Consider the following 15,994-nt stretch of genomic DNA (forward strand, 5'->3'; position numbering starts at 1 on the left):
GGGATGTCGCCGATCGAGATCGTATTCGACTCGGCGTTGCCCACGTACAGGTACTTCTCCTCGCCGGCCGGAGTCACATACAGGGCGAGGGAGAACGGCGCCTCTCCGACCGCAAGGGGGGTTATCGCCCCCAAAGTAGAGCGATTGATGACCGAGAGGGTGTTGTCGTCCTGGTTGGTCACAAAGATATAATCCGTGGACAACAGTATCTCCTGCGGGTTCTTGCCGACCTCGATGGTGGCCACGAGTATCCCGGAGTCGTCCTTGTCCACCTGGATCGCGTTTATGTTGCCGGTCCGCGGGACGAGATCGACGATCCTTATGATCTCGACAAAGCGGCAATAGTCCTCTCCGCACTCGTTGCCCTCTCCCACCACGTAGATATTGGTGCCGTCGGTCGCGATCCCGCGCGGGTTCGGGACGTCGCCTATCCAGTAGTCGAGGGCGTTGGCGCCAGTCTGGCCCGCCTTGTCGAGGTTGACCACGAGGACGCCGCCGTACTCGCGCGAGAGGAACGCCTGGTTGCCTACGCGCGCGATGTGGTTGAACTCGGTGTTCGTGAGTTTGCCGCCCGTATCGAGGTCCGAGTTCAGGGTCATGCTGCCCGTAGGCACGACGCCGGTCAGGTCGAAGTACTGGATCTCGTTGAGGCTCGTGCTTATCCAGACGCGGTCCGCGGGGTAGCAGCAGTCGATGGCATAGGCATCGCGGCCCGCAGCCTGCTCCGTGAATGTGCCGAAGTTCGCCGAACCATCGTCCACGTCGAACGTGTAGAGCCTGTCCTCCTCCGAGGCCTCGCTCGGGCTGTAGCGGTTGGGGACGTAAGCGCGACCGGCCGCAGCGTCGAGATATATCTGGCCTGAGAAGCTCGCCGTGGGCGTACTCTCAAGGAGCACCGGCGCCAGCGGGTTGGTTATGTCGTAGACCTGGAAGGTGCCCTCCTGCCAGTTGTAGAGGACCTCCGCATTGGAATTGACCACATAGAGCCGGTTCGCGGCCACGTCGAAGGCCATGGCAGATGGAGTGGCGAGCCCATCGCCGAGCTCCGGAAAGATGCTCCCGCTCTGGGCGCAGCCCGAGACGAGAATCACAAAAGATATTAATGAAATGAGGATTCGAGCCATGGAATTGAAGGGCTATTATCCAAAAAAACCCAGGGTGTCTATAGAAAAGCTCGCTATTTTTGGACCAATCAACGCCTTGGAATACAAGGCGATATCAGGCTATTCCAAAGAGCCTGCGGGCCTCGGCCGGGCTCGCCACCGGCCTTCCGATCTCTCCGGTGATTCGCGCCACGCGCGCGACGAGCTGTGCGTTTGATTTTGCGAGCTCGCCCTTGTGAAAATAGACGTTGTCCTCGAACCCAACGCGCACGTGGCCGCCGTACGCGACCGCGGCGACGGCGCACGGGGTCTCGTAGCGGCCGATGCCAGCCACGGCCCAGGTGTCGTCAGGATCGACGAGGCCCGTCATGAACGAAAGGTTTTTGAGCTCTCCCGAAAGCCCGCCGTCCACGCCCATCACGAACTGGTAGTGCACCGGCTTCTTGAGCAGACCCTTCTTCACAAGGCGCCTTGCCGCCTCCACGTCGCCAGCGTCGTAGACTTCGACCTCCGGCACCACGCCGAGCTTCTGCATCTCTCCGGCAAGCGCACGCACGTCCCTGGGGTGGTTGAGAAAGATGTCGTCGCCGAAGTTCATGGAGGCGAGGTTGAGCGAAGCCATCTCCGGTTTCAGCGCGACGATCGGCGCGACCCTCTTCTCCATCGGCTCGCCCACCGCGCCGCCGGTGGAGATCTGGATGATCGTCTCCTTCGGACAGGCCTTGCGTATCGCCTCGATCGAGGCGCGGAAGCGGTCGAGGGACTGGGTGGCGACGCCCTTTTCATCGCGCACGTGCAGGTGGATGACCGCTGCGCCGGCCTTCACGCATTCGGAGGCCTCTCGCGCCTGCTCCTCGGGCGTGATCGGGAGGTTCGGGTTCATATCGCGCGTGGTCTCGGCCCCGGTGATGGCTGCGGTGATTATGAGAGGATGCATGCCGCCCCCTTTCCAGATGCGCAGGGATATAATAACGATCCGGAGTTGGCCACAAAAAAATCGCGGGTTTCATTCGACGTAGAGCATATCCACCGCGTCGCCCTGCCTCTGGAAAGCGATGAAGTTGGCGGCCAGGGTCTCCAGCTCGTCGTCGCGCGCGCGTATGCAGCCGTGGGTCCTTGATGTGTGCCTGTTGTAGCGGCCGCCGTGCACGAAGAGGCCCCGGTTCCATGCGATCCGATCGACGCCTCCCGTCGGCGCGCCGACCCTGAAACGTATCCGGCCCTGCGATACGTTGTAGCTGCCGTCCATCACACCTGCCCAGCCCGGCCCTGAGACCCTGCTCTCGCCCGGCAGCGGGTGGCCCAGCCCGAACCTTCGGTAAAAATCATTCCTGTATTGCACGGAGTAAAACTCCGGGACGCCTATCGTGAACTCACCGTCGGGCACGGGCCCCCTGCCGCCCACGACCGCGGGATCCACCTTCGGCCTCGTCGTGCGGTTGGCTGCCTGATACTCGGTGACGAGATAGCCCTCGCCGTCGAAGAGCATCATGGTCTCCCTGTCACGATCGAAGAAGAGGCTCGCCAGACCCCAAGGGTCCCAATTGGATATCGGGTCGCCCTGCGCATAGGCGTAGAGGTTGATCTCGCCCACGCCCGCGTCGAAGGCACCATCAGCGAACCACCTGCCGAACGGATACGCGCCAAATGATTCCATGGAGCCGAGCGGGCGATTGGGGATCGCGGCGCGCGAGGCCTGTCCCTGGCCCGCGTGATACGACAGCCCTGGCGCCATCTCGAATGTCGCATCCGCGTATTGCGGAAATTTGTAGCCAAGCGGATCCGGCGTCGCGAAGGCGGCGATGCGAGGCACGTAATGCCTGTAGCGCATATACACCAGGCCGTCCGCCACATCGTGGAGCTGGCCCGCGAACCCGAACGGGTGCCTCCTGCCCATGCAAACTTCCACATCGATCGCCTCGCCATACGGATGGAAGTCGCAGCGCTGGCTCAGCGCCCCCTCCTCGACCGCGGCTCTGGCCGAGGCATTGCCATCGGTCACGATCGAGGAGGTATGATCGCCGCGGAGATAGGCGAGCGGCGCGGCCAACCCCTCCGCGTGCGCAAAGTCGAAGCGCTCCTCCTCGTCGTCGTAAAAAGAGGCCAGCCTCCATCCGTCCCAGATGAAGCGCGCGTAAGTGTCCCCCTCGCCCCCCTCGATGACGAGCCTCGCGAATGCGTCGTAGCGCCTGCGGTGATAGAGCTCAGAGGGGGTGATAATGGAGGAGAGCCTGCCGAACGGATCGTAGCCGTACCTTTGCTCCCCATCCGAAATCAGCCTGCCCGCGCCGTCGTATTCGAAGAGGAGCTCCCCGCCTTGGCTCGATGACGACACGACCTGGTTGAGGGCGTTGTATCGCATGCGGCGCACGCCGCTTCCGTCGTCCATGGCCAGCACGTTGCCCGCAGGATCGTATTCATACCCGTAGCTGATCGCGCCGACGGAGGCCGCCTCCGTCAACCTCCCCAGCCCGTCGCGGCCGTATCGAATCGTGGCGTCCAAGAGGGAATCGTTCGTCGAGACCACCTTGCCTGCGCCGTCCCTCTCGCGCTTCCACGATGCGAGGAGATCGTCTCCTCTCGCATATCTCCTGGAGATCTCCCTCCCCCACGCGTCGCGATCCACTGAAAGAGAGACGCCGTCAGCCATCTTCGCGGCAATGAGGTTGCCCAGCGGATCCCGGGAGATCTGCGCCACACTGCCCTTCGGCCCCATCATGGAGGCGAGCCCGCCCGCGGCGTCGTAGGCGTAATACAGCGACCCGCCGCCGGGGAGGGAGAGCGCGATCCGTCTCCCTGCGTCGTCGAAGCTCCTCACTATCCACGAATCCCCGGAGCCCTCTGCGATTGGCCTCGACATGGAATCGTAAGCGATGCGCACCTCTGAATCGTCCCACGAATCAGAGGGATCGTTCTCGTCGAAGGCCCGCAGAAGCCTCCCCATGCCGTCGTATTCAAATGTTTGAATAGTCGCCCTCTCCCTAACCCCTGCCTGTCCGGCAGGCAGGCTCTCCCCTCGAGGGAGAGGGAAGGGTGAGGGGGCGCCCTGCGTTGCAGTGCGCCTCGTCATCCTGCCTGCAGGGTCGCGCTCGATCTCCATCACGCCGCCATCCCTGTTTATCATCTTCGACACGCGGCCTGCGCCGTCGTACGCGCTCCTCTGTTCCGAGCCGTCCGCAAATCGCTCGATCGAGAGCCTGTCCTGGGCGTCGTATTCAAAGGAGGTTCGGTTCCCGTTGGGGTCCACGATCGCTGCGAGCCTTCCGTTGCCGTCCCATCCGAACTTGGCCATGGACTTAAGGCCATCCCCCTGCCTTGCGATCGCGATGCGCCTGCCCATGTCGTCGTATTCGAAGATCGATTCGATGCCGGAGGGATCCATCGCCGACCGAAGCAGCCCCATGCCGTCATATCTGTATCTCCACGGGCTTTCCGTGCCCTCCGTATGAGATGCGAGCATCCCCGCACCGCGGTATCTTCGCTCGACGAGGCCATACCTCTTCCCCTCCTTCTCGACAAAACTCTCGATCACCCTGCCGGATCGATCGCGCACAAACACCTCGGCCGATCCGTCCGGCGCCACCATGCGAGCGAGCTCGCCAAGTCCGTCGTACTCATAAGAGGTCCGGCTCCCCAGCGCATCCGCCTCGGAGATGAGCCTGCCCTGGACGTCGTATTTCCGGCTCGTGCTCACCCAGCGCGAATTCTTAGGATCCTCGCGCCAGAGCCTCTGCGAGCGCTGCGCGATCATCTCGCCCGCGTACTCGAAACGTTCCTCGGAGAGGAGCACCCCGTCCGCATCCATCCTCTTGATCGCGACGATCCTGCCCGCGCGGTCCCTCGCGTAATCGATCCGGTTTCCCAGCGCATCCGTCTCTGATACGATCTCGCCGAATCCGTTGCGCTCAAGACGCGCGATACCGCCTCCGCCGTCGATGTAAACGATCGCCTCACCGTCGAGGTCCCGCTCCACGCACTCGCGCGACGAAACCTCCGAGCCTGCGCCACGCACGATGCAGCGCATCCTGCCGTCGTCATCGTAGAGATATTCGGTGCGATTCCCCTCCGGCATCGTACTGGACGCGAGCCTGCCCCCTGCATCGTACGCGTATTTGGTGACGAGGCGCGCCTCGCTGGACTCCTGCATGTCCCTCTTGACGAGACGATCCAGGGAGTCGTGCTCAAAACGATGTGCAACGGTCGATCCGGGTCTCTGTATCTCGATCGCGGAGACGTTGTCGTTGGCGTCGAAGCTGTATGCGATCGGCCAGAGGCCTTCGGCCTCTTCCTTCATCACCCCGTTGATGGAGTTGACGACGAACTTCACAGAGGAGCCGTCGGGCCCCGTCTGCTCTATGACGTTGCCGATCGGATCGTACCTGAAGGATTGCGAGGACTGCGCAACAGCTCCGAAGGCGCGCCTGTCGGCGCCCTCCCTCGCGTCCGTAACAACCCGCTTCAGATAACCGCCCCCGTCCCCGTCGTCCTCGACAAAGACGGGCCCGTCCTTCGAGACTATCGCAACTCCGTCGCCGTCAGGGTCCTGTGCAGAATAATATTCATAGGTCGTGACGACGTTGTTCGCGTCCTTTTCCTCGAGAAGCTGCCCCCGGCCGTCGAAAAGAAACGCCGCCTTTCTCACCCAATCCGAATCAGGGTCGCATCTTTCGTAGCGAGCCTCCGGATCATACGGGGATTGCTGCGAGTACTCCGTCCTCTCCTCCAGGCCATCGGGATATTTGACCCATTCGATCCTCCCAAACCTCTCCTCCCTCTTCATCTCTGTCGCGCGCACGGGACCCTCGCCCGCGGGCCTCTCCGCGATCATCATGGGAAGCCCCCTCTCGTCATACGCGTACTGCTCACACCTGCCGGACGGGGAACACGAATATGCGAGGGCCCCGTCGCTGAAGCCTGCGTATTCCAGAATGCGATACGCGTTGCCGAGCCATCTCCAGCGCCTGACGAGGTGTCCCTCTGAGTCGTGCTCGTACAAGGTCGTGACACCCGACTCGTCGACGATCCACGCGCGGGATGCTATGGCGCCGGTTCCTGCCGCATACTGCACGCGCATCCACGCGCCGTCGCCGTAGCGCTGCGCGATCACACGTCCCTCTCCGTCATAGCGATTTCTCAAAAAGACGCGGCCGGCCGGGTCCATGATCATGGATATGCGGTGCGAACGCGGGTCTCCCTCCGGAGGGGTCTCGTACCGGTATGCGGTGAGCTTTCCTTTTGGGAACTCAGCGACAGCGGGCGAGCGGACGCCGATGAGCTCCCCGTGCCCGTTGTATTCGAACCGTATCTTTCTCCCTGCGAAGTCCTCGATTGATGAGATGAACCCGTCATCTCTCCGCTCGAACACCACCCTCCTGCCGAAGACGTCGACGATCGCCGCAAGGATGCCGTCTCCCCCGTACTCATAGACCATGCAGTTGCCGTGCCTCTCGCACTTGGAGAGCGGCCGCCCTCTCGAATCGAATTCAGTGACAACACCATCGACCGAGGTGATAAGAAATTTTCCGTCGTCGACCTCAGAGAGTTTCGATAGCACGCCGGACGAAGATGAGAACCCGTCTTTCTCTCTCGCGTAGAAGAATTTCCTACCGCGCTCGTCGACATGCGTGAGGCCCGAGCGCCCTTCATCCTCCCACGGGAGCAAGCGCTCTGCGAACGAGTGGGTCCATCTCCAGCCCAGTTCGCCCTTGAAGTCCGAGCGGCCGCGATAGATGCGCGCGAAGCGGAAATCGAGGCCGCGGCCCGGGATCACTAAGTCCGTCACCTCCTGCACATATTCGCCGTTGTGGAGCAGCACCGGGTCGAGCGGGCCTTTGTCGGACGGCTCCTGCGCCGGAACGCGCTCGATCTCCATTATAGCTGCGGCCGGGCCGAGGAGATGCGTCGTCTCGAGCGCATCTGCCGCAGCCTGCGCAATCAGATCGCTCGCGCGCTCGTTGAGCGCGGCCATATCCCCTTTCACCTTGTCCAGCGTCTCGCCCATCGCATCCGCAGGCCTCCATCTGCCGCGCTCTCCGAGCAGCTCCTCCGGAAGCCCGAGCCTCTCCTTCAGCTCGTCGAACGATGTCGGCACGCCGTCAAATGGGAGGGCATCGGCCGCAGCCTCCCCCAGCCTCTTCATCTCTGTCTCAAGATTGGCCAGCGCGCCTCGCACGGGCGCTGTGAGCGCCTCCTGGATCTTCTTGAGCTCCGCCTCCATCTGCATTGCCAGTCCCCTGAGCTCGGCCTGCGCAAGCTCCATGGGTCTCGCGAGCATGGAATCTATGCGATCCGCCTTCTCCTGTACGCGGTCCAGCGGCGCTGTCACCTTTGCCAGCGCCTTGTCGAACGAGACACCCATGCCAAGGGCGCCAGCCAGATCCCCCGCCATAGCGCCCAGCTGCATGAGGGTGAGGCTGATCGCCTCCTTGTTCTCGATCTGCCAGACCATGACCCGCGTCACCTCGACCGCGCGTTTGAGCTCGTGCGCGTCCACGAACGCGCCCCTGTACGCGCGCGCGTAGTGCTCGGCCGCAACGGCGGCGAGCATGGAGGCGTAGGCCGCGGTGGGCAGTTTGATGATCGGTCGATTCAGTATGGAATCTTTGAAATCCAGAAGCACATTGCCCGGCATCCTCGCCCTCGCCTCTTCGACGTAGCGGTCAAAGGCCTCGGGTCCGCGACGCAGCGCCTCCATCGCCTCGGGCGGAAGATTGCCCGAGAGCGCATCCTCGATGCGGCCCCTGATGCCCAGCACGGTCCCTTCGCCCAACACACGGGCCAGGTTCGATGCAGCGAGGCTGGAGACGTTTTCAAGTTCGAAAGCCCGGCGCACCGAGCCCCGCAGGTCCTCGATGTCGATAAATTGCGATATCCCCTTTTCCGCCAACTCCTTCCTCACGCGATCAAGAGTAGAATCGTAGAGATCCGACGCGATCGCATCGAGCTTGTCATTGAGGCTCGTGTCGAGTTCGGCCGCGACCCTTTCCGCGATCTTCATCGCCTCCTCCGCCCCTTCGCTGCCGAGTACCGCACCGAGCAGGTCGCGCCCGATCAGCTCACGCGCCTTTCCCGGGAGCCAGGCCTTGAGCCTCTCCTTCAAATCGGCCTGGACCGCAGATTTGAGGCCCGCATCCTGCCTGAAGAGGACGGATAGATCGATCGGCCCATCGCCGCGGCCGGAGCTGTTCACGGCGCGGGCGAACGCATCGCAGAGCCAGTCGCTCCCCTCCTTCGTCATCGCAGCACGCATCGCCTCTCGCGCGCGGCCCTCCACAAAACCTGCCACGCCGTCGAGGGAGAGGGTGTCCGTGATCTGCGACGCATCGGAGGCCAGATGGATCTCGCTGACTGCCAGAGAATGGCCTGACATGAGTGCAAGGAGGATGGGGATGATGATCGCGGAGAATCGTTTCATGGGACCTGCGAAAAGCAGGATCCGTGCCAACTGCCCGCAAAAAAAATGACGAGATATAATGAGGACTTGGTTTCGCCTGAATTTTTCAGGGTGCATCGAATCTGTGCAGTGCTGCCCAGAAACGCAGCACCTAGCGGCAACTGATTCCCGGCTCTCCATCGAAGATCGCGATGCATCTGCGCGAGGCGCCGGAGGGAAGCGCAACACCCCTCTTCAGCACGCGGCCGGTGGGCGGATGGACCACCTGAACCATGTAGGAGCCGGGCTTCACATCCAGCGCTGCGAAAGGGGTCTCGCGGCCGCTGGCGTAACCCGGCACAGTGACGAGCCCCCAGGGCCTCGCCGCGACAGAAAGCTTGGCCGCCGCCATCCTCCTCAAAGAGAAGCTCTTCACGAACGCCGTTGATTCAGGGCCGATGCTGAAATCTTCTGAGACAGGTTCGAAACCCTCGCTCCGTAGCTCGACGCGGCCTTGAACGGTCTCGTTGAGATCAATGCCGGAGATCGTGAAGGGAGTGGTTATCTCGCGCGACTCCTTGCCGATCCTGAGAAAACCCTTTGCGCCCGACGGCAGGCTCTCTATGGCGATCGTTCCCTTCTGCGCCGGCGGTCGATCGACCCTCTCTTCGCCCGTCTCTGCCGACCTGGCGACAATCGCAGCACCCTTCGGCATCGGCGCAAACGCGGTGGTCGCAGTGAGGATCGACGCCATCACGGCGAGGCGCCAAGCGTATCCCATCGCGGTGGGCAACCCGGAAAGCGCCCGGCCGCGCAGCGCGGTCATCCTCCGCGTGGGCTGACCCTCGACCCTGAACGAAGAGGCGCTCCTCTCGCGCGCGATCTCCTCGGGGAAGAGGTCCTTGAGATACGCCGCAAGGTCCAGGCTAGAGCCGATCAAGTTGAGCGAGCGCACGGCGCTGCGGAGTTCGGAGAGCATCTCGCCCGCGCCATGGAAACGTCCCGAAGGATCCTTTGCCATGGCGAGCATCGCGAGCGCGCGAAGCTCGGCCGGCATGCCCTTCATCCCTTCGAGCGCGAACTCCGCCTTCGCCACCATCTGCAGCGTCTCGTACTCGCACCTGCACGCGAAGAGCCTCCGCGCCGAGAGCATCTCGTAGAGCACGATGCCCGCGGCGAAGATGTCGGTGCGCGCGTCTATCGGCTCCCCGCGCGCCTGTTCAGGGGACATGTACGAGTACTTGCCCCTGATCTGGCCCGCGTCCGTGCGTTCGCTGCGGTGGAGTCCCTTGGCGATGCCGAAGTCGGTCACCTTCACCTCGCCGTTCCACGAGAGCAGTATGTTCGAGGGCGAGACGTCGCGGTGCACGAGCCCCATAGGTTTCCCGTCCGCGTCTTTGCATCGGTGCGCGAACTCGAGCGCGACGAGCACCTGCTCGATTATATATAGCGCGTGCTGCGGCGGCATGGGGGAGCGGTCGCGGATCAGCCTGTTTATGAGCCTGGCGCAGTCGATGCCATGGACATACTCCATCGCCAGAAACGGCGCGCCGCCTTCGGTCCCCAGCTCATGGACCTGGACGATCGACTGGTGCGGCAGGAGGCAGAGGACCCTCGCCTCGTCCTTGAGCATCTTCGTCAGCTCCTCGCTCGTGCACCACGACGGCAGCAGCCTCTTTATGGCGAGCGTCTTTGAGAAGCCCTCCTGCGCATCCAGACGGGCCCTGTAGATCTCGGCCGTGCCGCCGCTCGCGATCTTCTCAACCAGGGTGTACCTGCCGAATCGGCAAGGAAGGTGCATGGGACTGCAGCAAAGCAAACCCCGTGCCAAGCAAAGACACGGGCAGAACATATAATGATATGGCGAGCGGATGCCGGGCTGATGGGGGAGATGCGCCGAATCCTGAACACAAATTCAGGACTGCGGACAGCTATGCGCGGACCAACCTCTTCAATATCTTCAGATTATTCGTATCGCTCCGAACCGCATCCCCTTCCTTCGGCGTCTCGAGGATCATGGGGATATCGGCAAGCCTTCGGTCGTTCATGATGAGCCTGAAGCCGGGCAGCCCGATCCTGCCCTTGCCGATAGGCGCGTGGCGGTCGATGCGGCTCCCCAGCTTTCCCTGGCTGTCGTTGAGATGCATGGCGACGAGGTTTCGGATCCCGATCGCTTCATCGAACTCTCGCCAGGTCCTGGCATAGCCCTCTTTTGTGCGCAGCTCGTATCCGGCAGCAAAGGAGTGACAGGTGTCGAAGCAGACCTTGACCCTGCGCTTATCATCTATATGGGCGATGATCGAGGCCAGTTCCTCGAAGCGACCCCCTATGGAAGCACCCTGGCCAGCCGTGGTCTCGAGCGCCACTCCGGCCGAGAGGGCTTCCGTGGCATCGAGCACGGAAGTCAGCGCCTCGGCGATCCTCTTTATCCCCCACTCGAGGCCGTTGCCCTTGTGCGAACCAGGGTGGACGATGACCCAGGGAATGCCGAGAGCGGAGGCACGTTCGATCTCGCCCTCCATGGCATCGATGGATTTGCGCCAGATCACGGCATCGGGCGCAGCGAGGTTGATGAGATAGCAGGCATGCGCCACTGCGACGCGGATACCCTGCTCGTTCATATTGCGTTGGAAGCCCTCAGCCTGCGCCTTTTTTATGGTTGCGGCATGCCACTGCTGGTTGGAGCCGGTGAAGAGCTGGATGGCGGTTGCACCGATCATGCCCCCCGCTAGCGGCGCGTTCTCCACCCCGCCCGCGATCGAGCAATGCGCGCCGAGGAGCCTGTTGCATTTGATGCGCTTCTTGACCATGCGCAATTGATTCCAGAAACGCGGCCCCACGGCAATCAGGATCTTTCACAAGGAGAAGGTGTCGTGGAAGGCAGCCCTGGGCGCCGCGGTGGCGGTCCTGGGAGCCGCAATCCTGTTCAATGCCTAGAAACAATGCAGGGGTGCAGTGAAACGCTGCACCTGCGAAACTTCCTCGCCTGATTCTTAAGAGTTTTTCCCTGGCCCGCAGATTGCATTCCACATCTTTTATGTCGTGAAAGCAAAAAACAAACATACGTGCAGACTTGAGGTTCCAATTTGGAACCTCAAGTCTGTAATATTATGAATTAAAAGGAGATTGTATGACAGAAAACAATAGCCTTTCAGCATGTATTGTCGAAAACAAAATTATGAGCCTCAGAGGGCAGAGGATCATACTGGATTTCGATTTGGCCACTATTTATAGCGTATCAACAAAGAACCTCATCAAAGCGGTAAAAAGAAACCGGGATCGATTTCCCGAGGACTTTATTTTCCAACTCTCAAATCAGGAATTCAATGATTTGGAATCCTTATTGCCAAAACGAGATTGGGGCGGCAGGCGCTATCTCCCGTACGCCTTCACCGAGCATGGCGCAGTGATGGCTGCCAACATCCTAAGATCAAAGCGAGCGGTCAAGGCGAGTATCTTTGTAGTGCGGGCGTTCGTGAAGTTGAGGCAGTTTCTAGCATCTCACAAAGAGCTGGCCGAGAAGCTTATCGAGTTGGAGCGACAGGTCGGGACCCACGACAAGGCGATCGTCTCGATGTTTCAGGCGATAAGAATGCTCATGTCCCCAACGCAGGGGAAGAGGAAGAAAATAGGGTTTATTTGGTAGGAGATGAGGCGATGGGAATGCGATATTACTGCGATGATAAGGTGTTCTATTGAATCATGTCCCCGTGCGCAGCATCATTGCAGCTGACATCATCGGCATTGTCATTACGGGCAGCGGCTGAAAGGGTTTCATCATGGCAGGACTAACTTCACGGAGCCCAGAGTCCCTGTAGATCAGCGCACCGGTGGCAAGAGGGCCCGGGACAGGGCGTTTCTCGTGACGATCGAGGAAATGCACGCGATCGCGGTCGATGCCGATCCCGCGCGCATGCTCGACGATATCCTCGTCGAACTCCTCGAGCCTCGCGAATCCGCCTGCCGTGTAGGCCCTCTCCACCAGCAGGTGCTCAATGCCCTCTTCGTCGCGAGTGACCTCCAGCATGCGCCTCGCCATCACCTCGTCGTCTATCACGTAGTTCGCCAGCTTGAACTGACCCCAGAGGAGCTTGTTCAGCGGCTGACCGTGGCCGTTGGTCATCTCTGCATAAAGGCTTGAGAGCCTCTGGCAAGTCTCCGTAGGGATCATGCCGTGGAACGCGAGCTTCTCCACCAGCCCTGTTATCTCGGTGAGCACTGTGCGCCTGGCCACCTTGACACCCCTCGTAAGGCCCGTGACGAGATTCTTGAGATCTATGCGGGCATTGGCGAAGAGATCGCCGTAGGTTTCGCGGATCTTTCCATAATTGAGCTCCATGATCTCATGGAGACTGCCTATTCCCCTGTCGTCCGCCTCCTGGCTCCTCAGCGAATTGATCAGCATGCGCAACCTGTCGGGCAGATCCCTGAACTCGCCTCCAACTCCCGGTATCGAATTCACGTGCGCGGCGAGCTGGGCCGCGGCCTGCTTCATCACAAGGGCCCTCGCCGCTCCGGCATCAACCGCCTCGCCAGCTGATTCGCGCACGTTCCTCCACTCCCTGCGCCAGCGCTCCACGAACACAGGCGAGAAGCCGAGCTTCTCGACCATCCGGTCGTATCTCTTCTGATGCTGAAGTTCGCCGCCCTCCACCCTGATCACGGAGAACTCGCCGAGGAGCGACCTGAGTATGCCGACACCCTCTTCGTCCATGAACGACGCGGACTGGGCAAAGAGCGTGATGAGTCCCTTCTCCAAGAGGTGCCTGCGCACGGCCTGCGCGCCGCGCCAGCGCATTGCATCGGCAGGCTCGTCAGGCGCACTCTCCCTGAAGAGCATTGCAGAGCCCTCGTCTTCGCCGGCCTTTTCGCGCAGGAACGAGAGGAGGGTCTTCTCGACATCTGACCTCAGAACCGCTCGCGAATCGCCCTCAATATCACGATGCGAGCGATAGAACTCTTTGCTAACCTCTTCAGGCAGGGAATCGAGTGCGGAGATGGCCCTGATCGTGCTCAGGGTGTTGCGAACTGATTTCCACTTCGCAGGGTCGGTAGCCTCGAATACCCTGCTCGCCACCGCGCGCCTGTCGTCGTCGAGTTTGGATAGAAAATCCAGCATCGTTGTTACAGAGTCGCGGAATCCGATGAACCGCGGCTGGCCAGCGAAGCCCCTGAGGTTTCGCGCCGCCTTATCCGAGAGCCCCAGGTCCTCGATCCATATGCCGGACTCGAATCCGGCCTTGAAGAACCCTACGCGCGAGAGTTGAATGAAATTCGCCTTCAGCAAATCGCCTATAAAGGTCGGGTTTTGCGTATATAGTTTAAGGGCTGCATTCGCCTCTACAGCAACATTTGGCAAGCCCTCTGTAATTTTCGCTATCACGCGCACAGAGATTTTGGTCACTTCCCAACCCATACGCTCGAGGGAGGGGAGCCGGAAGGGAAAACCGATGGAAGATAGGGAGATGTGCTGCGGTTCTGGATGCTCCATCAGTCTCTGCAAGGCTAGTACCTCACTATAGTTCTCAGACGATCCCTCAACAAATTTTGCGCATAGGGTTCTATAGGCATCAGTCGCTAACATGCACACGTCCACATCAGAGTGCTCCATCAGTCTGCGCATGACCTTGGCACCTTTATAGACCTCAGGCGAGCCCTTTGCGAACTTCGTGGACAGGGCTTTATAGGCAGCGATCGCATTAATACACACACCCCTTTCAGAGTCCTGCATCAGTCTGCGCAGGGCCTCTGCTTCGCTATAGACCTCGGGCGAACCATGAGAAAACTTTCCGGCAAGATGTTCGTAGGCCGCGAATATACCACCTCCGAGACTCGTATCTTTCATCGCAGTGCGCAGTGCAGCAGCACCCGGATAGACCTCGGGCGCACCCTCCGCAAACTTCAGGGCGAGATGTCCATAGAGATGCACCGCTGCCTGCCGTACATTCCAAATATGACTTGTCAGCTCGCCGCGAAGTCGCGCAGCCTCGATGTATATCGCCTGTTCCTCCGGGCGGAAGAATGCGCTGGCCGGCCCTGACGCTGAATTTGTTATGATTTGGTCATTCAACTCAAATTGCACATAGGTATCCGCCACGGTATCATCAGCCACAGGCGCATCGTGATCGTGCGGCTCGATCGCATCCTGAGTCGCGGGCACGACCGGCCGCAGGCCCACCTTTTTCACGTCATCGGACATCCCCACTCCTTACGCGCTCGAACGGGCGCAGGAAAAATATCAGCATTATTATCGACACTGACTTGAATAAGTTGCGCAATTTGGGAGAGCTGAAAGCGTGGGTGATATACTTAAGGATATCAATGAGTTAAATGCACAGGAGCGATGGGAATGCAAGGGTGCTGTGATCTAGCGATTTCGGGCCTTTCCGGAGGAGACCTAAAGGCGCTCCCTTGGAAAGGCCCGAAAGCGGAGCCTGGAGGCGTATGTTGTGTGTCACTGCGATAGGCGCAGGGGACGCCCCTTTGCGACAATCGGGCGCAGCTTCGAGCGTAGTGTATTCGGAAGTGAAAAATCGGACTGGTTTCGCGAATTGGAGGCTGACAAGCGGAAGACATCCAATTCGCTTCCTTAGTGAGAGGCTATAATGCTCTGAAACCAGGCGATTTTTCACGACGAAAAACGGAGCGAGTGGCGCCGTCGCAATGGGGCGTCCCCGATGAGCCTGTCGCAACGATTGGATATCGATATCCGGGGGATCCTTCGCTGCGCTCAGGATGACAACTTGAGGTGACCGCTGCTGAAGCTGCTTTCGGTCGGTCGCACAAACCGCGACCGCTGCGAAAGCAGCTTCAGGTCGGTCACTGTTCGCGGACTGTCCCCTGTCAGGGAATCTTCTTCGCCACCTCGGAGAGCGATTCCTTGATTATCCCCTTCGCCTCGTTCAGGTCCTCGTCCGTGTGGCGGTGCATGATGTAGGAGTGATGATACGGCTGCATGAAGAGGCCGCGGCGGATGCACTCGGTGAAGAAGAGTTTGCGCCGTTCCTTGTATTTCTTCTCAGGGTCGGCCTTGAAGGTGATGTAGGGCATGGGCGGGATGCCGGAGAGCTCCGCTGCGACGCCGGATGAGCCCACGATCTCTTTCACGTCCGCCAGAAACTTCGTCCCGCGCTCCCATATCCTGTCGCATACCTTCTCGCGCTCCAGTATCTCGATAGTCTTCAGGGCGGCCACGATCTCCAGACCATTTGGGAAGAAGGTGGAGGAGATGAAGACATGGTTCTCGGCAAGGGGCTTCATGATATCCCTGCGACCGCAGACGATCCCGATGGGATAGCCGTTCGCGATCGCCTTGCCGAATATCGCCAGGTCCGGAGTGACGCCGTAGCGCGCCTGAGCGCCGCCCAGCGAAACGCGGAAACCGGTGCGCACCTCGTCAAAGACCAGCACCGCCTTGTGCTGATCCGCGAGCCTCCGCACCCCTTCCAGGAAGCCGGGCTTCGGCGCCTCCACCGGCTTTGCCAGCGGATGGCCGACCGGGGTGATGATTATCCCCGCG

General features: G+C 60.8%; 8 protein-coding genes. 1 reads left to right on the forward strand and 7 read right to left on the reverse strand.

The window, feature by feature from the left end; all coding sequences use genetic code 11:
- The 5 genes from WC683_15315 to WC683_15335 all read right to left on the reverse strand — a co-directional run.
- Positions 1–1,091: hypothetical protein (locus tag WC683_15315; protein ID MFA4973978.1), on the reverse strand; the 1,091-nt coding region annotated here is incomplete at its 3' end.
- 127 nt (positions 1,092–1,218) lie between these two features.
- Positions 1,219–2,040, reverse strand: coding sequence for a 3-keto-5-aminohexanoate cleavage protein (locus tag WC683_15320; GenBank protein ID MFA4973979.1), 822 nt, complete (start codon positions 2,038–2,040; stop codon positions 1,219–1,221).
- 69 nt (positions 2,041–2,109) lie between these two features.
- Entirely contained in the window at positions 2,110–8,517 is a 6,408-nt protein-coding gene (locus WC683_15325) for an RHS repeat-associated core domain-containing protein (protein MFA4973980.1), read from the reverse strand.
- 130 nt (positions 8,518–8,647) lie between these two features.
- Entirely contained in the window at positions 8,648–10,276 is a 1,629-nt protein-coding gene (locus WC683_15330) for a serine/threonine-protein kinase (GenBank protein MFA4973981.1), read from the reverse strand.
- 130 nt (positions 10,277–10,406) lie between these two features.
- A complete protein-coding gene (locus tag WC683_15335; protein ID MFA4973982.1) occupies positions 10,407–11,285 on the reverse strand; it encodes a deoxyribonuclease IV in 879 nt (292 codons plus the stop codon).
- A 320-nt stretch (positions 11,286–11,605) separates the two neighbouring features.
- Between WC683_15335 and WC683_15340 the strand changes: the two genes are divergently transcribed.
- Complete coding sequence (locus tag WC683_15340; protein ID MFA4973983.1) at positions 11,606–12,121, forward strand: ORF6N domain-containing protein; 516 nt, start codon at positions 11,606–11,608, stop codon at positions 12,119–12,121.
- Between the two features lie 54 nt (positions 12,122–12,175).
- Here WC683_15340 and WC683_15345 read toward each other — a convergent pair whose 3' ends face one another.
- On the reverse strand, positions 12,176–14,674 hold the full coding sequence (locus WC683_15345) for a hypothetical protein (protein MFA4973984.1): 2,499 nt from the start codon (positions 14,672–14,674) through the stop codon (positions 12,176–12,178).
- Between the two features lie 644 nt (positions 14,675–15,318).
- A partial coding sequence (locus WC683_15350; GenBank protein ID MFA4973985.1) for an aminotransferase class III-fold pyridoxal phosphate-dependent enzyme occupies positions 15,319–15,994 on the reverse strand: 676 nt, incomplete at its 5' end.

The organism is bacterium, assembly GCA_041648665.1.
In the GTDB taxonomy this organism is placed as follows: Bacteria; UBA10199; UBA10199; order 2-02-FULL-44-16; family JAAZCA01; genus JAFGMW01.